The organism is Pseudoduganella rhizocola (assembly GCF_045984285.3).
Lineage (GTDB): Bacteria > Pseudomonadota > Gammaproteobacteria > Burkholderiales > Burkholderiaceae_D > Rugamonas.
Genome location: NZ_JBJQIK030000011.1, coordinates 154685 through 176358, shown reverse-complemented (window position 1 = coordinate 176358; position 21674 = coordinate 154685). Strand labels below are relative to the sequence as shown.

Here is a 21674-nt window from a genome sequence, read left to right as displayed (position 1 = left end):
TGCTGCCATCGCCGTCCCGCACCGGCTGCCATTCGACAAACAGGTTGCTGGGGTCCAGCCGGTTCTCGTCCACCGGGGACGGCCCGGCGGCACGGCCATTGGCAACGGAGCTGGCCAGTTGAGCGAAGCCGCGCCAGTGTTCACCCAGTCGAAGGTCGGCAAAGACCGAGCTGCGCTGCATCAGCACGCCCCACAGGTCCTGGCGGTCCAGCCCATAGCGCGGATTGCCGGCGTACTCGTAGCGCAAGCGCAAGTCGCCGCCGACGCTCAGGCGCAGCTGGCTGGCCACCGGGCTGTCCTTCCAGCATGCGCTGCCGCCGCCGTCCCCGGCACAAGCCTGGCGCTGGGCGCGAAAGTCGTCGTCGAAGCGCAAGGGCCGGAACTGCGCCAGCGCGGCATCGGCCGCCAGCAGCAAGGGAATGCCGAGCCACGCAGCAGCCGCTACGCGGCACTTGTTCCGGGGCCTCACTGCGCGTGGTAATAGCCGCCGAAGTGTTTGATCGGCGACCATGCCGGCAGGATCTCGGGCAACGCCGGCGACAGCGAGCTGTAATCCTGCGCGCCATACACCACGCGGCCGTCCATGACCGTCAGCACCGAGGTGATGGACTTGATCTGCGCCTCAGGCACCACGAAGTAGTCCCTGTCCAGCAGCACGAAGTCGGCCAGGTAGCCGGGAGCGATCATGCCCATCTCACCTTCGGCATGCAGGAACCAGGCGGCCTTGCGCGTGAACAGCCCCAGCGCCTCACCACGGCTCAGCCGGTTGTCCCTGGCCAGCACTTCGGCGCCCGAGATGGATTTACCCGACACCATCCAGCTGATGCCCACCCAAGGGTTGAAGGAGGCGGCGCGGAAGGCGTCCGTGGTCATGGCCAGCGGGATGCCGCTATCGACAAGCTCGCGCAGGCGCGGCGTCAGCAAGGCCTTGTCGCGGCCATGGGTCTTGATGAAGCCGTCGCCATGCAGCGCCATCTTGGTGTCGAGGGCGATGCCGCCGCCCAGCGCCTTCACCCTGGCGATGTTCGCGGGACTGATGGTTTCGGCGTGTTCAATGCTCCAGCGCAGGCCGTCCAGCGGCGTCTTCCGGTTCAGCTTCTCCAGCGCATCGAGGAAGGGCGTGATGTTCTCGTCGTAGCTGATGTGCTCGCGGAAGGGAATGCGCCGCTTGACCAGCTTCGCGATGTCGCGCTCCACCAGTTCATGCATTTTTTCCGGCGCAATGATGAGCGTCGGGCGGTCGAAGTTCTCGTGGTCGTGCACCTCCACCGACAGCAGCTCGCCGGCGCCGCGGTAGACGTGGCCGTGCGCCAGCTGCGGATGCAGGTTGTGCCCGGGAGCGATCGGCTCCGTCCTGGTAATCGCATTGATCTGCGCATCCACCACGTTGAAGTTCTCGCCTTCGCCAAACTGGATGTCGACGAAGGGCATGCGGATGTTGAGGCGGTTATCGCGCGCCACGGCGTCCACGGTGCGCTGGGCCTTGGGGTATCCGCGGAAGCCTGTGCCGGAATCCACGATGGACGTGACGCCGACACGGTTAAGGCTGTGCACCGTCTGCACCAGCGAGCTCACCTCCTCATCGAAGGAGAGCTGGGGCACCATGGTTTCGATGGCGATAAAGGTGAAGGTGTAGCCATGGACCACACCGGTGTACTTGCCCTGCGCATCCTTTTCCAGCTCGGTACCCGGCAGGCTGGGGAATTTGTCCGTGCCCACGCCGAGGGCATCCATCGCCTGCTGGTTCATGAAGCCCCGGTTGTAGGCGTACTGCACGAACAGCGGACGGTTGGGCACCGCCTTGCGCAGCTCGTCCATGGTGGGAAAGCGCTTTTCCTCGAACTGGTAGGGGGACCAGCCGCCCACCACCTTTACCCAGTGGCCTTCCGGCGTGCGTTTGGCTTGCTCGCTCAGCATTGCGAGTGCCTTGCGCAGTGTCGGCACGCCGTCCCAGCGCAAGGTGTAGTTGTACCCGCCTTCATTCAGCACATGGGTGTGCGCGTCGATGATGCCCGGAATAAGCCGCCGGCCGCCGGAGTCGATGACCCGCGTCCTGGCATTCTTCAGCCCCAGCACCTCGGCATCCGTGCCGACCGAGTAGATGCGGCCGTTCTTGACGGCGACGGCGGATGCCGCGGGCTGTGCGGGATTGCCGGTATAGATCCTGGCGTTGTGCACGATCAGGTCGGCGCCCGGGGCTTCCTGGCTGGTTTGTGCATGGACGTTGGTCAAGCCATTCACCGCCAGCAGCCCGATCAGTAAAAGTAACTTCAATGCCATTCCCCTTGTTGGATGTTGAGAGACCACACGCCGCAGCGTGTGCACTACAGGGGATGCTACCCAGCGGGCAGGCCGCAGTCACTGATCGTTCTTGCTGGCGGCAGCACAATCCGATCATGGTGTTCGCATTAAGGGCGCTTTGCAATCGAAGGCATGGTTTCGAAATACTCAATCAGCAGTTCGGCCAGCAGGCGCACCTTCTTCGCCGGATGCTGGCCTGGCGGACGCACGACATAGGCCGCGGCAGGCGCTACCGGATAGCGCGTCATGATGGGGACCAGGGCGCCGGAACGGAGATGGTCCTGGATGATGAGATTCGGGAGATAGCCGACGCCGAGGCCTGCGGCCGCGGCAGTCACCAGCGCGGCGCCGTTATCGGCCTTGAAGCGCCCTTGCGGACGGATGGTGACTGTTTTGTCGCCGTCCATGAAATACCAGGCTTCCGTGCCCTGCATCAGCGCCTGGTGCTTGAGGATGTCGTCGGGTGTTTCGGGTTCCCCATGCGCCTTGATGTAGTCCGGGCTCGCCACGGCCGACCCGTGAATCGGTCCCACATATTTCGCCACCAGGTTGGAATCCTGGAGATAGCCCACGCGGATCGCGCAATCGAAGCCTTCCTGCACGAGATTGACGACATGGTCGCTATAGCAGGTGTGGATATGCAGTTGCGGATGGCGCCGCGCCATCTCGGCGAGCAGTGGCGCAAAGTGTGTCGGGCCGAATGTCAGCGGGGCAGCAATGCGCAGGCGGCCGCACAGCTCGCCGGTCGGCGAAATCGTTTCCCGTGCCTGGTCCACTTCGGCGCAGGCCCTGGCCGCATAGTCGCGGAATGCGGCGCCCGCTTCCGTCAGCGCCGCGCCGCGCGTGGTGCGGGACAGCAGCTGGACGCCCATCTCCGCTTCCAGCCTGGTGAGCCGGCGGCTGACGATCGACTTGGCGACCCCGAGCCGGAGCGCGGCGGCCGAGATTCCGCCTGCATCGGCCAGTTCCACAAATGTCCGCAGTTCTTCGATATCCACTACATTGCTCCCTGTTGCGCCACCGGGCTGTTCCGCAATCGTACCGCCTACCGCACCTTACCGGGCACCCGGCTTGCGCGCTGCCGGCGCGTGCAGGGGCTCCGGGATGATGGGGAAATGCAGCAGGTCCAGGCCGGACATCGGGTTTCCCTGCACCTGCTGGGACAGGCGCCCCGCATCCCGCTGGCGGATATCGTCGGCGGCCTGCTCGACATCGGCTTGCGCGTAGCCCAGCACCCGCAGCCCCTCCGCACCCATCAGGTAGGCTGATTCGACCGTTTCCCGGACCTGGTAGTCCACGCCCGCGCGTATCAGTTCCACGGCATGGGTGCGGTCGTAGCTGCGCACCAGCAGCCTGGCCTGCGGGAACTCGGCTTGCGCCAGCCTGGCAATCTGCAGCGCAGCCACGGGATCGTCAATGCATACCATGATGGCATCGGCCTCGCCCGCGCCTGAATGCCGCAGCGTGTCCAACCGGGTGCCCTCGCCGAAGAAGACCTTGAAGCCATAGCGTTCCGCATCGCGGATGCGGCCGGGATCCTTGTCGATGACCGAGAGCGTGACGCCGCTGGACAGCAAGATCTGCGAAGCGATCTGGCCGAAGCGGCCGAAGCCGATGACCAGTATCCGGCCCTTCAGGTCCTGCGCGGGATCCACGCCGTCCATCGAAGCTTCCGCATGCGGCAGGCGGCCGGCGGCGAGCATCAGTAATGGCGACACCGCCATCGACAGGACGATCACCGTGGCGAACAGGGCGTTTTCCCTCGCATCGAGAATGCCGGCGGCCATTGCGGCAGCGTAGAGCACGAAGGCGAATTCGCCGCCTTGCAGGAACATCGACGTCCGGTGCAGGGCCTGGCGCGCCGATGCGCCGAACAGGCGGCCGACCGCATAGACCGCGGTTCCCTTCACCAGCATGAAAGCGAGCAAGAGGGCCAGCAGCAAAGGCCATTCGGCCGCGACGATGGCAAGGTCGAGCGACATCCCCACCGCCAGAAAGAACAGGCCCATCAGCAGGCCGCGGAAAGGTTCGATATCGCTCTCTATCTGGTGCCTGTAGCTCGAATTCGACAGCATCACGCCCGCCAGGAACGCGCCCATTGCCATCGACAGGCCGGCGAACTCCATCAGCAGCGCCGCGCACAGGACCACCAGCAGCGCGCCAGCGGTCAGCACCTCACGCGCGCGGGCCTGCGCCAGCAAGGCGAAGAAGGTGTTGAGGCCCCAGTGCGATACGGCCAGCAGCGACAGCAGCGCCGCCAGGGGGACCAGAATGCCGGACCAGCCCGAGCTCGCCTGCGACGCCGGCGACATCAGCGTGACCAGCGCCAGCAACGGCACGATCATGAGGTCCTCCAGCAGCAGGATCGCCACCGACTTCTGCCCTTCCGCACCTGACATTTCGCCCCGGTCCTGCAGCACCGTCATGATGACCGCGGTTGAGGACAATACAAAGCCCGCGCCGGCCACAAAGGCGGCCGGCGCGGAAAACCCGAAACCGGCATAGGCAGTCAGCGCCAGCGCCGCCATGGCGGCGCTGACCTGGGCCAGCCCGAGGCCGAAGATCTGGCTCCGCATTGCCCATAGCTTCGGCGGGCGCAGCTCCAGCCCGATCACGAACAGGAACATCGCCACGCCCAGCTCGGAGATGTGCAGGATGGACTGGGGATTCGTCACGAAGCCCAGCACGGACGGACCGATCAGCATGCCCGCCGAAAAATAGCCGAGTACGGATCCAAGGCCGAGTCTTCGGAACAAGGGCACCGCAATAACTGCTGCTCCCATCAGCACAACGACAGGCCCAATCGTCTGTCCCAGGCTCGATCCCGCCATGAAGCCACCCTTCTCGATATCAGTGATGCGGTTATGTGGACGGCGCTTGCCGATCCCCAAATGGAGAAAATGATAACGTCCCGCTGCACGAATGAGCTAGTGCTGTTTATGTCCAGCTGTGTCACGCAAAGTGGAACAGCGCGGCGGCCGCGTTCCTGTTTGCGTCGCACAGTTAGCCGGATCGCGCGGCTACCGGAGCGATTGTTGCGGTGATAGCATCAATTGTCACAATTAAACAGGAGTCCCGGTGCGCGACAATGGCAGTTCTGAAGGGTGTGCCGCAGGCAGGGCAACGCCCATGAGCAATGCGCCCGGACTGCCGGAGAACGTGGCGACGCTGACGGCCTCCAGCCGTGGCTGGAATGGCGTCAATGTCGACCTGGTGGAATACACCTGTACCGGCAGCGTCCTGGTCCGGCTGAACCGCAACGAAACGCTGACCCGCCTTGGCGCACAGCTCGAAGAGGTTGGGCGCGACCACGCCGAGCCCCGCTCGGCCCCGCATATACCCAACCCGCATGCCTACAGGCCGCGTCCCATGTGGTTCGTGCCGGCCGAGATGGAACTGTGGGGACATGCCGCGGAACCGAGCTATCTCAAGTGTGCGACGGTCAGCTTCGATGGCGCCATGCTGCAGGAGCGGCTGGGCCTGTCCGGATCGCTGGGATTGATTGACGTGCCGCGGCTGCGCTTTTCGGACGACCGGCTGTGGACCTTGATCCGCTTGCTGGCGGACGCGATCGGCTGTGCCGACCCCACAGCGCAGCTGTACGGCGACTCGCTCACGGCCGCGATCGCATCCCTGCTGTTCGAACGCCCCGCAGAGGCGAAGGGCAGCAAGGCCGGGCTGTCGCCCCTCCAGCTGAAGGATGCAATGAGCTATCTTGAGGCGAAGCTGCCGGCGCGGGTGGAGCTCGCAGCCCTGGCTGAGCTGGCCGGTCTTTCGCAATCCCACTACAGCCGCGCCTTCAAAACCTCGACCGGCTTGGCGCCGTATCAGTGGCAACTGCTGGCCCGTGTGAAACGCGCCAAGGAGCTGCTGCTGAATACGAACGGCGGCCTGGAAGATATTGCCGAGGCCACCGGCTTCTCGGACGCCGTGCACTTTGGGCGGACGTTCCGCAAGCTGACCGGCACCACCCCGGCCGCATGGCGGGCCGCCATGCTGACTTAGGATGCCCTAAGCCAATCCATGCGGATTGACAAATCGGGAATTTTCGATATACTCGGCGCATGGACTTACTTGAGATATTCAAGGCCCTTTCGAACCGTACTCGCCTGGAAATCCTGAAACGGTTGAAGGACCCCGCCAACAGCTTCCCGCCGCAAGACGAGGGAGATGTGCATACGGTCGGTGTCTGCGTCAGCAGTATCCAGGAGGGTATTGGCTTGTCGCAGTCGACGGTCTCGGATTATCTTGCAACTTTGCAGCGGGCAGGCCTGGTTGAAGTGCAGCGTATCGGCCAGTGGACCTACTACAAGCGAAACGAGAAGGCCATCAGGGCCCTGGCCGAGCTTATCGGCAAAGACCTGTGATTTTTTTTGCCGCATTACATCGATAATTCCCGATATCCCTTTTTAACGAAACGAGACCCTATGAAAGCTATTACTCTGAAAAAATTTGGCGGCCCCGACGCATTCGAACTTTCCGAGGTGCCGAAACCGGTGCCGGGAGCAGGGCAGGTTCTTGTCCGCGTCCACGCTACTTCCATCAATCCGTTGGACTATCAGGTACGCCGCGGCGACTACGCCGACCTGGTGCCGCTGCCCGCCATTACCGGCCACGATGTATCCGGGGTGGTGGAACAAGTCGGCGCGGGCGTGACCGCCTTCGCCCCGGGCGACGAAGTGTGGTACACGCCGCAGATCTTCCAGGGTCCAGGCAGCTATGCGGAGTACCACGTTGCTGCCGAAAACATCATCGGCAAAAAACCGGCCTCGCTCAGCCATCTGGAGGCGGCCAGCCTGAGCCTGGTCGGCGGTACCGCGTGGGAAGCGCTGCTCGTGCGTGCCGGACTTCGGGTCGGCGAAAGCATCCTGGTGCACGGCGGCGCGGGCGGCGTGGGCCATGTGGCCATCCAGCTGGCGAAGGCCATCGGCGCACGGGTGATTACCACTGTGCGCGAACCGAACTTCGAATTCGCCCGCAGTATGGGCGCCGATGTCGTCATCGACTACGAGCAGGAAGACTACGTCGCCGCAGTCATGCGCGAAACGGGGGGCTGCGGCGTGGACGTGGTGCTGGACACGATTGGGGGCGACACGCTGTCCCGCACGCCCGATGCGCTCGCGCAGCTCGGCCGGCTGGTTTCGATCGTCGATATCGCACAGCCGCAAAACCTTATCCAGGCCTGGGGCAAGAATGCGAGCTACCACTTCGTGTTCACGCGGCAGAACCGCGGCAAACTCGATGAGCTGCGCGAGCTGGCCGATCGCGGCCAACTGCGGCCGCATATCGGAGCGACGTATGCGCTGGCCGACATTGCCGCCGCCCATGCACGCCTCGAAAGCCGCGACAACGGGCTGCGTGGGAAAGTCGCGATCGCCGTGGTGCCAGTCGGGGAACAGGCATGATCCACGAGATCGCTTCCTTCCCCGTCAAAACCGGTCAGCTCAATGCCTTCGCACGGGCGTTTGCCGCGGTTGCACACCTGCTGTCGCGCGCAAAGGGCTACCAGGGGCATTCGCTCATGCAGGGAATTGAGGAGCCGTCGCACTTCACGCTCATCGTGCGCTGGGAGTTGCTGGAAGACCATACGCCAGGATTCGAAGCCAGCGAGGACCATCGTGTCTTCATGCTCGGCCTGCAAGAGCACCTGGCGGCTGAACCGGCGGTGTACCACGTCCGCAGCGCCGGTGCTGAGCAAGACGCTGGCATATTGCCCGCATAAACCGGAAGGCCGAAAGCCCGCTTTCGGCCTTTTGCATTGAATACGATAAGATGCCCCTTCCTATTCACAGCAACAGGAGCATCCATGCAATTCGAAGCCAAACTGGAATGGCAGCGCAAGGGGCAGCCTTTCCTCGATCAGAAATACAGCCGCGCGCACGAATGGATTTTTGATGGCGGCTTGCGGGTGCCGGCATCGTCGTCGCCGCTGTCGGTGCCGCTACCGATGTCCAATGCCGATAATGTGGATCCGGAAGAAGCGCTGGTGGCAGCCGCCTCCAGCTGCCATATGCTGTTCTTCCTGTCGATTGCAGCGAAGCGCGGCCACACGGTGGAGAGCTACAGCGACCACGCCGTCGGCCTGCTGGAGAAGGACGCACAGGGCCGCATGGCGATGACCAGCATTACGCTGCGCCCGAACATCGTGTTCGCCGGCACGGCCTGGCCCGGCGAGGAGGAAATCGCGGCAATCCACCACGAAGCGCACGACAAGTGCTATATCGCGAATTCGCTGAAGACCGAGATTACGGTGGAAGCGCCGGTGCAGTACTAAGCCGCCGCGCTGCTGGCGAGGCCAAGGCGGCGCGGCGCGCCGTCCAGCGCTAGCGGCTGCACGAGGCTGGTGATCACTTTCACTTCGCCGCGCTCGATGGCGTGGCGCAGGTCCGTCACCAGATGGTCGAACAGGTCGCCTTGCGGCGTATTGTCGGTCGCGTAGAGCGCCGTCCAGCCATTGCGGCCGGAGTGCTTGGCGATATACAGCGCCTGGTCGGCCAGCTCCACCACCTGCGACCAGTTGAGCAGGCGCGGCGCCTGCGGCAGGAAGGGGAAGCAGGCAAAGCCGATCGAGCAGGTGCGCTGGATCAGCGCGCCGCCCGGCAGTTCGAAGGGACGCGAAGCGACCGCCGTGCGCACCCGTTCGGCCACCGCGTGCGCTTCGTCGCGCTGGATGGCGCGCGCCAGCACCAGGAATTCCTCGCCGCCCCAGCGCACCAGGTAGTCCGTTTCGCGGAACACTTCGCGCAGGCGCTCCTGCATCTGCACCAGCACCGCATCGCCCGCGGCGTGGCCGTGGGTGTCGTTCACTTCCTTGAAGTAGTCCAGGTCCACCATGAAGAAGACCAGGTCGCGGTCCGGCGAGGCGGATGTCGCGCCTTCGTCGTAGCGGCGCAGGCTGAGTGCCACGTCGGATTCCACATGCTGCAGGAAGAAGCGGCGGTTGCGCAGGCCGGTCAGCTGGTCGGTCAGGCTCACGTCTTCCAGCGCCTTGTAGGCGCGCTCCAGTTCCAGGTTCTTTTCCAGCAGCTGTGCCTGCGTTGCACTCAGGGTCTTCAGCGTGGCCGCCACCTGGCGGTAGGCCGCCGCGTTATCCAGGGCGATCGCGCCGTAGGCGCACAGCGTGCGGAAGATCATGCGTTCGCGCTCGCCGTAGGCGTGCGGCGTCATCGACTGCACCGTCATCACGCCCAGCACGCGTTCGCCGATGCTCAGCGGCGCAAACAGCAGGCTGCGCGTTTCGAGGGAACCGGGAATCAGGTTCGGCGTCACCGCATCGCCATCGATCTCGATCAGGATCTCGCGCCGCTCACGCACGCAGCGTGCGGAATTGGCCTGCGGGTCGTCCAGCGCATGGCGCGTGGCCGGCAAGGTGCGTCCGGCTTCGACGCCGAAGGCGCAGTGCAGGTAAAGGCCATTCGGCTCCAGCAGGAACACGGAGAAGTGGGTTGCATCGAGCAGGCCATGCACGTGGCGGTCCAGCGCGCGGAACACGGCGCCGGAATCCAGGTGCGCCGTGATTTCCTGGCCGATCGCGCTCAGGTGGCTCAGCGCCGCATTGGTCTGTTCCAGCACTTCGTAACGCCGCGCCTCGGCCTCGGCCAGCTGGCGGTGGTGCTCGCTTTCCGTCTGCGCGCGCTCGGTCTGGTACTGCACCTGCATGGCGATGGCGCGGTTGGTGGCTTCCTGGCTGTGCGTGCGGTCGCGCGCGGCGCTGGCCTGCAGCGAGATTTCGTAGGCGCGGCCGTAGTCGCCGCTGGCGGCATATTCGCGCGCCGCCGCATCCAGCAGCACGCCCGGGATGATGTAGCCTTCGATGATCGCCGCCGTCGCCATGGCCTGCTGCAGGTAATGCAGCACGGCGTTGGGCGCTTCCATCGCCTCGGGATTCGGCAGCATGTGCGCCGCGTGGATCTCGGCCAGCACGCGCAAGGCCGCGATGCGGTTGTAAGGATCGCCCTGCGCCATCGCCAGCGCGGCGCGTGCCGCGTCCAGCGCCTCTTCCGGACGGTCCAGCATGGACAGCGCATGCGCCTGTCCGCGCCGTGCGCCGCTCTGGAAATCGCTCTGGTCGAGTGCATGGCCGCGCCGTTCGAGATCGCGGAAGCTGTTCAGGGCAGCCGTGTAGTCGCCCAGGTCAAGGGCCAGGTCGCCCTGGTATTCCAGCGCCACCGCATAGCAGCGCGAGCCGCACACCGGCCGCAGCGTTTCCAGCGCCTCGCGCAGCAGGCTCTTGGCGGATTCGCGCTGGCCCAGCTGGCGCAGGGTTTCCGCGGTCTGCATCTGGCACAGGCCCACACTCATCGGCCAGCCCGTGGGGCGCGCGATGTCGAGGCCGCGCTGCATCCATTCCAGCGCCGCGTCGTGCGCATTCAGGCTGGTGAAGCCGTTGCCGATATTGGTGGCCACGATGATGGCGCGGCGCAGCTGGCCGGTGGCCATGGCCGCTTCGAAAGCCACCATCAGGTGGCTGATGGCGCGGCCGAAATCGGCCGCCTGGAAGGCACTGGTGCCCAGGTAATCGCTGATCCAGCCCGCCACTACCGGGTGCTGGCCGTTCAGGTCTTCGCTGAAGCGCCCGCCCCAGCGGCTGTTGGCGCTCTGCAGGTTGCGGAACACGCTGCACAGTGCGGCGGCGGCTTCGAACACGTCCACGCGCATCGGCTCATTGGCCGCGCGTGCGGCCGCCGCGGCCAGTTCCAGTTCGCGGTCGCTGCGCACGGAGTCGCCACGGTCGGTGGCAATCCAGGCCAGCAGCCAGTGTGCATCGGATTCACCCAGCGGCGCTTCAAGGCGGACGAACTCGCGCTGCGCATGTTCGGCCAGCGCCTGCGCCGCGTCCAGCTCGCCGAACAGCCAGCGCGATTCCGCCTCCACCAGCATGAAGCGTGCGGAGAGATTGTCCTGTTCGTGTTCCGGCAGCAGGAACAGCAGGGGCACCGCTTCGGCGGCGTATTCGGCGGCGCGCGCGACGTCGCGCTGGCGCATCTGCCAGGCGAGCTGGGCGAGCAGGTGCAGACGCGGTACGCCGTGCGATTCCGGCAATTCCGCTTCCCACTGCGCGACCTCATTGTCGAGCGCAAACAAATCCAGCACTGGATTCCCCACAGTAATTTTTCTGATAATCATTATTTCACACTTCGCCTCGAATGCGGCGCTGCAGTGTAAAAAGTGACAAAGCCTATGGCTTTTGAGACAAGAAATGGGGACGGGGGGAAGGAAGGCCGGGCAGGCGGTGTCTGCCCGGCCTGAGGAGGCTTACTTCGTGACCTTGTTGGCCGGATTGGACGGATGGTTGGGCGAATCGGTGTTGCCGCTATCCTTGGGCGCAGGCGGCTTGCTGCCGTCCCGCACCGTGCTGCCGGTAGTGCCGGCGGCACTGGTGCCGCTGGCGTCGCTGGCGCCCGGCGCGGCGGTGGTATCGCCCCGCTTCATATCCTTCGCAGGCTGGCCGCTGCCGCTGCTGCCTGCGCTGCCGCTGGCGCCCATCGAGGTGCCGCTCTTCAGGCTGGCGTTCAGCTGCTGCACATGGCCCATATGCTGCTCGATGGTGGGCTGCAGCTTGGCCGCCACGCCTTTCACATCAGCGTCCTTGGCGCCGGTCTGCGCCTTGCTGACGATGGCCTTGGCTTCCTTGTGCGACTTTACGCCCGCCAGCTCCATGTATTCGCGGTCGAACTTGTCGCCGGACAGTCCTTCCAGCTTCTTCGACATGGCCTTGTGCTTGGCATCGAGTTCGGTCGGCAGCGTCACGTTCTTGGCGCTGGCCACCTTCTTCACCTCCTCCAGGCCCTTGCTGTGGTCATCCACCATCTGCTGGGCGAAAGCTTTCACCTCGGCGTTCTGGGACTTCTGCAAGGCCAGCTTGCCGGTCTCCACTTCGGCCATATTGGCCATGGCCATGTCCTTCAGCGCTTTCTGGTCGCCGCTGGCCAGCGATTGGGCATAGGCCGAGCCCATGCTCAGCATTGCCGCCAGAACCGGTACGCCCAGGTAACTCTTCCACATCCTTGCTTTGTTCATGCGAATCTCCCTGTGTTGTTTGACAGAAAAAGCCGCTTCCAGGATTTTTGTTTTATTCTTAAAGGCGAAAAATAATTTTACGTTTTATGGAATAGCGGGGCCGCACGCCACGTATACCTCGTGCAGTCCCTCTCAATCTCAACGGAGACCACCATGAAACCATTTGCCTTCCTCGCCGCCGCCCTGCTCATCAGCAGCGCCGCCCACGCCGCCGACCCGCTCAAGAAAAGCGACGGCATCCTGGTCGATGACAAGGGCATGACCGTCTACACCTTCGACAAGGACAGCGCCAACAGCGGCAAGAGCGCCTGCATGGACGGCTGCCTGAAGCTGTGGCCCGCCGTGCCCGCGCCGGCGGAAGTGGCCGCGCCCTACAGCGCAATCACGCGCGACGACGGCATGCGCCAGCTGGCCTACAAGGGCAAGCCCCTGTATTACTACGCCAAGGACAGCAAGGCCGGCGAACGCAGCGGCGACAACTTCAAGGACGTGTGGCACGTGGTGAAGGACTAAGCCGGATGCAGGACGACAGCGCCAGCCTGCTCGCCTGCCTGCCGCGCCTGCGCCGCTACGCGCGGGCGCTGCTGGGCGACCGCAGCGAAGCGGACGACCTGGTGCAGGATACGGTGGAGCGCGGCTGGAGCCGCCTGTCGTCCTGGCGCCGCAACAGCGATATGCGGCCCTGGCTGTTCAGCATCATGCACAATCTGCATGTGGACCGGCTGCGCCGCGGCGCGCCGGAAATGGTGGAGCTGAGCGAGGAGCTGCACCTCGCCGCCCCGCCGTCCTCACGGCTGGAGATGCGCGATATGGAATCCGCGCTGGCCCTGCTGCCGCCGGAGCAGCGTGAAGTGCTGCTGCTGGTGGCGCTGGAAGAAATGTCGTACCAGGAAGTGGCGGCCACGCTGGGCATCCCGCCCGGCACCGTGATGTCGCGCCTGTCGCGCGGCCGGGAACGGCTGCGGCTATTGATGCTGGGCCATCCCCTGCCCGCTCCCCTCAAGGTGGTGAAATGAATACCGTCAGCGAAGCCGAACTGCAGGCCTGGGTGGACGGCCGCCTGGCACCCGCGCGGCGCGCCGCGGTGGATGACTATCTGGCAGCCCATCCGCAGCAGGCCGAGCGCCTGCGTGCTTACCGCGAACAGAACGTCAGCCTGCGCGCGCTGTTCAATCCCGTGCTGGACGAAACGCTGCCGGAAGCCCTGCAGCAGGCGCCGCGCCGCAGCTGGCTGCCCACGCCGCGCATGGTGGCCACGCTGGCCATTGCCATCGGCGCCGGCCTGCTGGGCGGCGCGGGCGGCTGGATGCTGCACGGGCGCATGCACCAGACCGATGAGCTGCTGGCTGCACAGCTGCGCACCGCCTTGCCGCGCCAGGCGGCGCTGGCGCATGCCGTGTACAGCCCGGAAGTGCGGCATCCGGTGGAAGTGGGCGCCGACCAGCAGCAGCACCTGGTGGCCTGGCTCTCGAAACGGCTGGGCACCCAGCTCAGGCCGCCGCTGCTGTCGCAACAGGGATTCGAGCTGGTGGGCGGACGCCTGCTGCCGGGCGACAACGGCCCGGTGGCGCAGTTCATGTATGCGGACGCCAGCGGCCAGCGCCTGACGCTCTATGTGAGTTCAGGCCAGCAGGGAAAGCAGGAAACCGGCTTCCGCTTCGCGCAGGAAGGGCCGGTCAGCGTGTTCTACTGGATAGACGGCAGTTTCGGCTATGCGCTGTCGGCCAGCGTGCCGAAAGCGGCGCTGGGCGACATTGCGAACGCCGTCTACCGGCAGCTGGAACCCTGAATCAGACGTGGGCGCGCTTGCCCACTTCGCTCAGGCGCATGCGCATCACTTCATTGGCTGCCGGGCCGGGCGCGAACATATAGTCCTCGTCATTGATGGCCAGGCCGCTGTTGGCATCCACCAGCACCTGGTCGGCCGGCTTGCCGGTTTCGCGGCTCACCACCAGCAGGCTGGCGCCTTCCGGTGCAAGATGCTGATTACCCCAGGCAATAAAGGACAGCAGCACCGGCTTGAAGGCGCGGCCTTCGTCGGTGAGCAGGTATTCATAGCGCGGCGGCCGGGTGCTGTACAGGCGCTTCTCCATCAGGCCGCTCTGCACCAGGCCCGCCAGGCGGCGCGTCAGCATGTTCGGCGCGATCTTCAGGCTCTTCTCGAATTCATCGAACCGGGTCAACCCGTAAAACGCGTCCCGCAGAATCAGGATACTCCACCATTCGCCAACTTTGCCGAGGCTGCGGGCGATCGGACACGGCATCTGACCGAAATCAGTGTGCTTCATAATACCTCCCAAAAATTTTCTTGTCTGGACAGCGTGCTGCCCTTTCAGGTGCGCCGGATCGCCGCCGGCAGCATTGCTTCATCGCTACTCAACACAGCTCCTGTTTTACCGTAAAAAACAAGCGAGGAGACTCACCAAAAATCACAATGCACAGCAATATGACTATTTTTTTTGAATGGTTGTTTTGATAAAGAAAGCAGGCATAATGGGGAGATTGTTAGCAGCGAGATAAGCATGTACCTGACCAGCGATACCAGTGTGCGTCACATCCTGATCGTGGAAGACTCCGCTTTCGAGCAGCGCATGCTGGTCGACCTGCTGAGCGAATTGCCCTACCGCGTGTCGGTGGCCTTCAATGGCGAGGACGGCTACCGCGAAGCGATCGCGCAGCAGCCCGACCTGATCCTGCTGGATGTGCGCATGCCGTCGATGGATGGCTTTACCTGCTGCCGGCTGCTGAAAGCCAACCCGCTGACGCAATCGATTCCCATCATCTTCCTGAGCGGTGCGGACGCGATGGAAGACCGCGTCAAGGGCCTCTCCGTCGGCGCCGCCGACTTTGTCACCAAGCCCTTCACGCCCGGCGCCCTGGCGGCGCGCATCCATACCCATCTGCTGCGCAATCGCAGTTAACTATACAAAGCTGTCTAGTTTACGCAACAGCTGAAAACTGCCGTTGAAGATTCAAGTATACATCTTTGTCTAGACATACTATTCTAGGTTCATCGACAAGGATGAACCATGAATACGCCACTACCCAAACCTACTCCCGCTGAACTGGAACTGCTGCAGGCGCTGTGGCCGCTCGGCTCCGCCACGGCCAAGCAGGTGCATGAAGCCATGCTGTCCGGGAAACCGGACCTGGCCTACGGCACCGTGCTGCGCCTGATGCAGATCATGCACGGCAAGGGCCTGCTGATCCGCGACGAAAGCCAGCGTTCGCATATCTATGCGCCGGCCCAGCCGAAGGACGCGCTGCAGACCAACCTGCTGCAGGACCTGCTGCAGCGCGCCTTTGCCGGATCGGCCAAGGCCCTGGTGCTGGCCGCGCTGCGCACGGGCATCTCGCGCAAGGAACGTGAAGAGATCGAACGCATGCTGAAGGAGGACAAGGAATGAGCGCCATCATCGACGCCCTGGGCTGGACCCTGCTGCACTTCCTGTGGCAGGGCGCGCTGATCGGACTGGCCGCCGCGCTGGCGCTGCACGCGCTGCGCGGAGCGCGTCCGCAGCTCCGCTACCTGGTGGCCTGCGGCGCGCTGCTGCTGTGCATTGCCTGGCCGGCCTTCGACCTCATGACCCGCCTCGACGCCAATGCTGCGGCCAGCGCCGCGGCCAGCGCCAATGACTTGCAGCTGGGCGTATCGCGCGACGAATGGCGGCCGCTGATGTCACAGCATATGGGCCTGGTCGTGGCCGCGTGGGCTGCCTGCATCGGCGCGCTCAGCCTGCGCACCATGGTGGGCCTGCTATGGATCCAGCGCGCCGCGCGCCATGGCGCCGTTCACGCCGGCCTGCAGCAGCGCACCGACCGCCTGGCCGAAGCGCTGGGCATCGCCCGCAGCGTGCGCCTGCGCATCGTGGCTCATCTCGCCAGTCCCGTCACTGCGGGCTGGTGGCGGCCGGTGGTGCTGGTGCCCGCTTCACTGGTATCGGGCATGCCGCCGGACCTGCTGGAAGCGCTGCTGGCGCACGAGCTCGCCCACGTGCGCCGCTTCGACTACCTGGTGAACCTGCTGCAGAACGCGATTGAAACGGTGCTGTTCTACCACCCGGTGGTGTGGTGGCTGTCGCGCCGCATCCGCGCCGAGCGTGAACTGATCGCCGACGAACTTGCAAGTGCCCACGCCGGCGGTGCGCACCGCCTGGCGCTCGCTCTATCCGAACTGGAAAAACTCCAGTTCTCCCATCAACGAACGGCCATTGCGGCCAATGGAGGAGATTTGATGCAACGTATTACCCATCTGCTGCGCCCTGCCCCACAACGTTCCGGCTGGAAGACGGCCGCTCCCGCCATGGTCTTGGCAGCCCTCTGCCTCACCGCCGCAGGCTGCGCCACGGCGGGCGACCCCAATGCACCCGTGGACAAACCAGCCATCGCCGATTTCTCCAGCTGCAAAAAGCCTGTCTGGCCTGAATCCTCGCTGAAAGCCGAGCATACCGGCACCGTGACCCTGAGCTTCCTCATCAGCGAAGCAGGCAAGCCGGTGGAATCGAAGATCGTCAACTCAAGCGGCGATCCCTTGCTCGATGAAGCGGCGCGCACCGGCATCATGAAGTGCAGCTTCCACCCCGCCACCCGCGGCGGCGCACCGGTGGCGCATTGGATGAAGATGCAATACGTTTGGGTGTTGCACTAAGCATTATCGCCCGGCCTTCGCGCCGGGCATCGCAGCCTGCACCGGGCGTACCGCCCAAATCATTTCAAGGTTTGTAAATGCGACTTTCCCGAACAGGAAGGCTGGCAGCGCTCGTCCCCGCGCTTTGGACCGGCCACGCTTGTGCGCAGGAGTCGGCGCCGATCCAGTCGGTGCAGATCACCGGCAGCAGCGAAGCATACGACCCGCGGCGGGACGATACGGCCAGCAAGATCGTGATCAGCCAGGCCGAGTTGGCGAAGTATGGCGATCCATCCGTGGCCGATGCGCTGAAGCGCGTGCCGGGCGTTACCGTCGTCACCAACGGCCGCGGCATCGACATCCGCATGCGCGGCCTCGGCGCCGGATACACCCGCATCCTCGTCAACGGCGAGCGCGCGCCGATGGGGCTTTCGCTCGACTCGCTGTCGCCTGCGCAGGTGGAGCGTATCGAAGTGCTGCGCAGCGCCAGCGCGGAGTACACCACGGAATCCATCGCGGGCACCATCAATGTGGTGCTGAAGAAGGCCGTGAGCAAAACCCAGCGCGAGATCCAGCTCAATGCGGAAAAGGATGCCGTCGACCGCACGGCACGCTCGCTGCTGCAACTGGCGGACAAATCGGGCGCCTTCTCATGGACGCTGAGCGCGCGCACCCGCCATACCTGGATCGACCGGGATGCGGAAACCGTCGAGGAAGGCCCCGCGCTGTACCGGAAAACGGCAGCGCACCAGCGCGTGCGCATGGCGCTGTTCAATGCCATACCGCACCTGCAATGGCAGCTCGCGCCGGGCAGCCAGCTCGTGCTGCAGGCTTACTACAACGTGATTCGCTCCCGCTACGATTCGGACGAAGCGACGCAGACATCGCTCGGCACGCCGCCAGGATATCCCCTGCTGAACCAGCACGCCGAAAGCGAAAACACGCAGTGGAAGACCGACCTCGTATGGTCGCACCGGCTGGAACGCGGCAGCCGCCTGGAACTGAAAGCCAGCCGCCAGAACGGCAGCATCGATGGAACTTTGCAGCGCCTGGGCTACGCCCCCGCTCGCGCGCTCGACAACACAGTGCGCACGCGAGCCTCCAACCCCGGCTTCAGCAGCGCAGCGAAGTATGTGGAAACGCTGAGTGACGGCCATGCGCTGGCCGCAGGGTTTGAAGGCAGCGAGCTGACGCGCCGCGAAGCACGCATTGAACGCGAATTGCTCGATCCCTCCTTCACTGGCAGCGATGACTACTCAAGCGCCAGAACCAGGCGCGTGGCGCTGTTCGCGCAGGACGAATGGACCGTCACGCCCAAGCTGTCGGTCTATGCCGGAGCGCGCATGGAGTCCCTGCGCACGGCCGCCAGCGGCAGCAGCTTCGATACATCGCAGTCCCAGGCGCGCATCTGGAGCCCGATTCTCCAGTCACTGTACAAGCTGCGGCCGGAAGCCGGCGACCAGCTGCGTTTTGCGCTGACCCGCACCTTCAAGGCGCCGGACACGGAAGACCTGGTGCCTCGACGCATCCGCTCGGTGGACAACACGGCCAGCAATCCCGACAGCCGGGGCAATCCCGGCCTGCAGCCGGAGCTGGCCACCGGCATCGACGCCTCCTACGAGTACTACTGGGCCAAAGGCGCCATGCTGTCGGCTGCCGTTTCGTTCCGCCGCATCGGCAACGCGACGGTCAACCGCACCATACTGGAAGAAGATGGCCGCTGGGTCAGCATGCCCTTCAACGCCGGCGAGGCCCATGTGCGCTCGCTCGAACTGGAGGCCCGTTTTCCGCTCAGGACCTTGCTGCCGCATGCCCCGGCTATGGACATCAAGGCCAGCCTGGCGCGCAACTGGTCCAGCGTGGACAGCATTCCGGGGCCGGACAACCGGCTGGCGCAGCAGATTCCGCTGTCCGCCACCTTCTCGGTGGACCGCAGCAGCGGCAAATTTTCCAGCGGCGCCAGCTTCGTGTTCCGAGAGGGCGGCTGGACGCGCCGCTCGCTGCTGGAGAGCAGCTACCGCGCACCGCGCCGCGAGCTCGATGTCTACGGCCTGTGGAAAATCGATGCGCAAAGCCAGCTGCGCATCTTTCTCGGCAACCTGCTGCGCAGCGATGAGCTCTCGGCGCGGCGCTACGCCGATGTGAACCGCAGCACTTTCAACCGGGGCTACGTGCGCCTGCGCCTCAGTCTTGAACACAAATTCTAAGGAGAACCCAGATGAAACGCCTCGCCCTTTTTGCCTTGCTCGCATCGCTCGGCTTTGCAGCGGCAGCTTCACCGCTGCCAGCCTATCCCTTCGTCAGCACCAGCGGCAAGGCGCAGACCTGGATGGCGCCGGACATCGGCGAACTGCAGTTCGACACCGGCGCCCAGCATGTGGACGCAGCCGAAGCGGCGAAAGCGCTGGAAACCGTCAGCAATACGGTGCTGGCGATGCTGGCGGAACAGGGCATTCCTGCGGAAGATATCGAATGCTTTGAGCTGAGCCGGAAAAGCGTCGCGCTGTCGAAACCGGCGGCAGACGGGCAAACGCAGGCATGGGCCTTGGCCCGCCACTTCCGCATCAATGTGCGTGACCTGAAGCTGTGGCCGCAGATTATTGCCGCGCTGCTGGCCATCGACCATATCGACAGCGTGGGCACGTCCTTCGACCGCACCGACAGCGATGAGCTCAACCGGGAGCTGATGACCGGCGCAGCGGACGACGCCCGGAAAAATGCGGCGCTGCTGGCGAAAGCCTTTGGCCGCAAACTGGGCCCGGCCGTCGCCGTCAGCCGGGGCGCATTGGGCAGGATCGCCGCTCCCTTCATCGAAAGCAGCAGCACGGCCATGCCGCGGCCGCCGCGCACTCCGGCCTCCAGCTACGATGTGCCGCCCTCGATCCCCTTTGCGCAGTCGGTGAACGCCATCTTCAGGCTGCAGTAGCCATCTGGCGCCGCCACCACCACCAGGATACGGCGGCGTTCACCCAGTAGGCCGCATACAGCACCGCCGTCAGGGTGAGCCCGCGGCTGGCATATAGCGGCACGGCGACCGTATTCACGATAAGCCACACCGGCCAGGTTTCGACCTGGCGCCGCATCAGCAGCAGCTGGGCGATGATGGAGAACACCAGCACGGCGGAATCGATGAAGGGCGCATAGGCGTCGGTGAACTCCTTCAGCATCAGGCCGTAGGCCGCCGTCGCCGCCAGCCCCGCCGCCGCCATCCACAGCAGCGTGCCGAAACGGGCCGAGGAAATCGGCAGCGCCGCCCCGCCCGCGCCGCGCAGCCATTGCAGCCATCCCAGCAGGCAGGTGGCCACGAAAAACAGCTGCAGGGCCACGTCGGCATATAGCTGCACGCCGTAGAACAGCACGGCGAACATGGTGCAGCCGATGACGCCCAGCCACCACGAGTGCACATTGTTGCGTCCAGCCAGCAGGATGGACACCGTCATCACGGCATTGGCAGACAGCTCCAGCGGTGTTACCAAGACGTTTCTCCCGTTCAAACTTGACGATTCGGCATTGTACGCCGCATCTGATACTGAACTGAGACGGCACTGGACTGTTGCAATACGACACGGCCCCGGATACTGGCTGCAACACGAACTTCGCCCCTGATCCCATGTCTTCTCCCAATTCCTCCACCAAAGCGGGCGTGAACCCCACCGCCCTCCATGTGCGTCCGGGCGGCAAGCGCTACGACGCCGTACTGCCGATGGGCAGCATCCTGGCCGTCGGCGACTACCTGAGCTCGGACAACGGCCTCTTCATGGCCACCCTGCGCGAGGACGGGACCTTCGCCGTCTTCCGCGGCGTGGATGTCAGCGATGCCGGCGCCATGCTGTGGAGCTCCGGCAAAGCCGATACCCCCGGCGCCTATTTCGCCCTGGTGCAGAGCGACGGCAATTTCTGCATCTACAAGGGCAGCGACCTGGAACACAACGAGGGCTGGCACTGGGGCAGCCAGATCACTGCCAAAGGCGGCGATTTTTACGCGGCGATGCAGGACGATGGCAACTTTTCGGTGCGCAAGGGCAAAGGCCCGGCCGACAGCTGCGGCCTGATCTGGGCCAGCGGCGCCACCGACCGCGTGGAGAGCATCGCCGAAGTGCTGCATATCGAGTACGACCTCGCCGGCACCTGCGTGCTGCGCACCAGTCCCGCCAGCCTGTATAGCGAAACCATCAACAATCCCCATGAAGCTGCCGAAATCCACAAGCTGGTGGGCGCCATCGCCATCACCGAAACAACCGCCTGGACCAATTCGACGGCCGCGCGCTACACCCCGGATACGCCCTTTATCTCCGCCGTGCCGCAAGTGGATGGCGATGAAGTCCGCCTGAGCAGCGCCGGCACCCGCTTCCTGCCCAACGGCGCCCACACCAGCACCCGGAACTGGGGCTTCGATACGCCGGTGGAGATTGCGCCCAACAGCACGGTGCGCGCCGCCATTGCCGTGACCTACTCCACCATCGCCGTGCCGTATGTAATGCTGGGCATGCTGCGCTTCGAGTCCGGCGCCTGCGTGGTCGGTCCGCTGAAAGGCGCCTTCATGGGCACCAATGCGCACAGCCTGACCGCCAGTTTCGTGGCGCAGTCCGGCGAAAGCACCCGCCGCACCGAACGCGCACTGCAAGCCCTGCCGTAAATTTATAATCCGCAACTTTACGTTGCACCCTCGCCGCACTGCGGCGATTTGGACGGTCCACAGCAGACAGCTTCCTGCAGGCAATGCTAT

General features: G+C 64.7%; 22 protein-coding genes. 14 read left to right on the top strand and 8 right to left on the bottom strand.

Annotation, left to right across the window (positions count from 1 at the left end; all coding sequences use genetic code 11):
- The 4 genes from ACJRPG_RS21450 to ACJRPG_RS21435 all read right to left on the bottom strand — a co-directional run.
- Positions 1 to 469 (bottom strand): alginate export family protein (locus ACJRPG_RS21450; protein WP_408002133.1); only part of this gene is annotated, 469 nt, incomplete at its 3' end.
- The gene (locus ACJRPG_RS21445) at positions 466 to 2280 is read right to left on the bottom strand and encodes an amidohydrolase (protein ID WP_408002132.1); all 1815 of its coding nucleotides are present in this window, start codon (positions 2278 to 2280) and stop codon (positions 466 to 468) included. The genes ACJRPG_RS21450 and ACJRPG_RS21445, both read right to left, overlap by 4 nt.
- A 128-nt stretch (positions 2281 to 2408) precedes the next feature.
- Entirely contained in the window at positions 2409 to 3299 is an 891-nt protein-coding gene (locus ACJRPG_RS21440; protein WP_408002131.1) for a LysR family transcriptional regulator, read from the bottom strand.
- A 57-nt stretch (positions 3300 to 3356) separates the two neighbouring features.
- Complete coding sequence (locus ACJRPG_RS21435; RefSeq protein ID WP_408002139.1) at positions 3357 to 5084, bottom strand: monovalent cation:proton antiporter-2 (CPA2) family protein; 1728 nt, start codon at positions 5082 to 5084, stop codon at positions 3357 to 3359.
- Between the two features lie 346 nt (positions 5085 to 5430).
- Here ACJRPG_RS21435 and ACJRPG_RS21430 point away from each other — a divergent pair, with 346 nt between their 5' ends.
- The 5 genes from ACJRPG_RS21430 (at position 5431) to ACJRPG_RS21410 (ending at position 8575) form a co-directional block, all read left to right on the top strand.
- Positions 5431 to 6306, top strand: coding sequence for a helix-turn-helix domain-containing protein (locus tag ACJRPG_RS21430; RefSeq protein WP_408002130.1), 876 nt, complete (start codon positions 5431 to 5433; stop codon positions 6304 to 6306).
- Positions 6307 to 6365: 59 nt separating this feature from the next.
- Positions 6366 to 6668, top strand: coding sequence for an ArsR/SmtB family transcription factor (locus ACJRPG_RS21425; RefSeq protein WP_408002129.1), 303 nt, complete (start codon positions 6366 to 6368; stop codon positions 6666 to 6668).
- 60 nt (positions 6669 to 6728) lie between these two features.
- Complete coding sequence (locus tag ACJRPG_RS21420) at positions 6729 to 7706, top strand: zinc-dependent alcohol dehydrogenase family protein (protein ID WP_408002128.1); 978 nt, start codon at positions 6729 to 6731, stop codon at positions 7704 to 7706.
- Positions 7703 to 8023 carry an antibiotic biosynthesis monooxygenase family protein gene (locus ACJRPG_RS21415; RefSeq protein WP_408002127.1) on the top strand — a complete coding sequence of 107 codons (321 nt, stop codon included), beginning with the start codon at positions 7703 to 7705 and terminating at the stop codon, positions 8021 to 8023. Before ACJRPG_RS21420 ends, ACJRPG_RS21415 begins: the two co-directional genes overlap by 4 nt.
- A gap of 84 nt (positions 8024 to 8107) precedes the next feature.
- Positions 8108 to 8575 (top strand): OsmC family protein, encoded by a 468-nt coding sequence (locus ACJRPG_RS21410; protein WP_408002126.1) that lies wholly within the window; start codon positions 8108 to 8110, stop codon positions 8573 to 8575.
- Here the strand turns inward: ACJRPG_RS21410 and ACJRPG_RS21405 are convergent.
- Positions 8572 to 11394, bottom strand: coding sequence for a GGDEF domain-containing protein (locus ACJRPG_RS21405; RefSeq protein WP_408002125.1), 2823 nt, complete (start codon positions 11392 to 11394; stop codon positions 8572 to 8574). The genes ACJRPG_RS21410 and ACJRPG_RS21405 overlap by 4 nt on opposite strands.
- A gap of 162 nt (positions 11395 to 11556) precedes the next feature.
- Complete coding sequence (locus ACJRPG_RS21400; RefSeq protein WP_408002124.1) at positions 11557 to 12321, bottom strand: DUF4142 domain-containing protein; 765 nt, start codon at positions 12319 to 12321, stop codon at positions 11557 to 11559.
- Between the two features lie 153 nt (positions 12322 to 12474).
- Here ACJRPG_RS21400 and ACJRPG_RS21395 point away from each other — a divergent pair, with 153 nt between their 5' ends.
- The 3 genes from ACJRPG_RS21395 to ACJRPG_RS21385 are packed head-to-tail and all read left to right on the top strand — an operon-like array spanning position 12475 to position 14110.
- Entirely contained in the window at positions 12475 to 12834 is a 360-nt protein-coding gene (locus ACJRPG_RS21395) for a COG4315 family predicted lipoprotein (protein ID WP_408002123.1), read from the top strand.
- A gap of 5 nt (positions 12835 to 12839) precedes the next feature.
- Positions 12840 to 13337, top strand: a complete 498-nt coding sequence (locus ACJRPG_RS21390; protein ID WP_408002122.1) for an RNA polymerase sigma factor — start codon at positions 12840 to 12842, stop codon at positions 13335 to 13337.
- Positions 13334 to 14110: an anti-sigma factor family protein gene (locus ACJRPG_RS21385; protein ID WP_408002121.1), complete on the top strand. Its 777-nt coding sequence runs from the start codon at positions 13334 to 13336 to the stop codon at positions 14108 to 14110. The genes ACJRPG_RS21390 and ACJRPG_RS21385 overlap by 4 nt, the downstream gene beginning before the upstream one ends.
- A 1-nt stretch (position 14111) precedes the next feature.
- On the opposite strand, the gene ACJRPG_RS21380 is transcribed toward ACJRPG_RS21385, so the two are convergent.
- On the bottom strand, positions 14112 to 14609 hold the full coding sequence (locus tag ACJRPG_RS21380) for a winged helix-turn-helix transcriptional regulator (protein ID WP_408002120.1): 498 nt from the start codon (positions 14607 to 14609) through the stop codon (positions 14112 to 14114).
- Between the two features lie 234 nt (positions 14610 to 14843).
- Here ACJRPG_RS21380 and ACJRPG_RS21375 point away from each other — a divergent pair, with 234 nt between their 5' ends.
- The 5 genes from ACJRPG_RS21375 (at position 14844) to ACJRPG_RS21355 (ending at position 19874) form a co-directional block, all read left to right on the top strand.
- Positions 14844 to 15242, top strand: a complete 399-nt coding sequence (locus ACJRPG_RS21375) for a response regulator (RefSeq protein WP_408002119.1) — start codon at positions 14844 to 14846, stop codon at positions 15240 to 15242.
- Positions 15243 to 15350: 108 nt separating this feature from the next.
- Entirely contained in the window at positions 15351 to 15728 is a 378-nt protein-coding gene (locus ACJRPG_RS21370) for a BlaI/MecI/CopY family transcriptional regulator (protein ID WP_408002118.1), read from the top strand.
- Positions 15725 to 16969, top strand: coding sequence for a TonB family protein (locus tag ACJRPG_RS21365; RefSeq protein ID WP_408002117.1), 1245 nt, complete (start codon positions 15725 to 15727; stop codon positions 16967 to 16969). The genes ACJRPG_RS21370 and ACJRPG_RS21365 overlap by 4 nt, the downstream gene beginning before the upstream one ends.
- Before the next feature lie 77 nt (positions 16970 to 17046).
- Positions 17047 to 19155 (top strand): TonB-dependent receptor plug domain-containing protein, encoded by a 2109-nt coding sequence (locus ACJRPG_RS21360; RefSeq protein WP_408002116.1) that lies wholly within the window; start codon positions 17047 to 17049, stop codon positions 19153 to 19155.
- 11 nt (positions 19156 to 19166) lie between these two features.
- A complete protein-coding gene (locus tag ACJRPG_RS21355; protein ID WP_408002115.1) occupies positions 19167 to 19874 on the top strand; it encodes an SIMPL domain-containing protein in 708 nt (235 codons plus the stop codon).
- Here ACJRPG_RS21355 and pnuC read toward each other — a convergent pair.
- The gene (gene pnuC / locus ACJRPG_RS21350; RefSeq protein WP_408002114.1) at positions 19861 to 20424 is read right to left on the bottom strand and encodes a nicotinamide riboside transporter PnuC; all 564 of its coding nucleotides are present in this window, start codon (positions 20422 to 20424) and stop codon (positions 19861 to 19863) included. The genes ACJRPG_RS21355 and pnuC overlap by 14 nt on opposite strands.
- A gap of 134 nt (positions 20425 to 20558) precedes the next feature.
- On the opposite strand from pnuC, the gene ACJRPG_RS21345 reads away from it, so the two are divergent.
- Complete coding sequence (locus ACJRPG_RS21345) at positions 20559 to 21584, top strand: hypothetical protein (protein ID WP_408002113.1); 1026 nt, start codon at positions 20559 to 20561, stop codon at positions 21582 to 21584.
- Positions 21585 to 21674 lie beyond the last annotated feature (90 nt).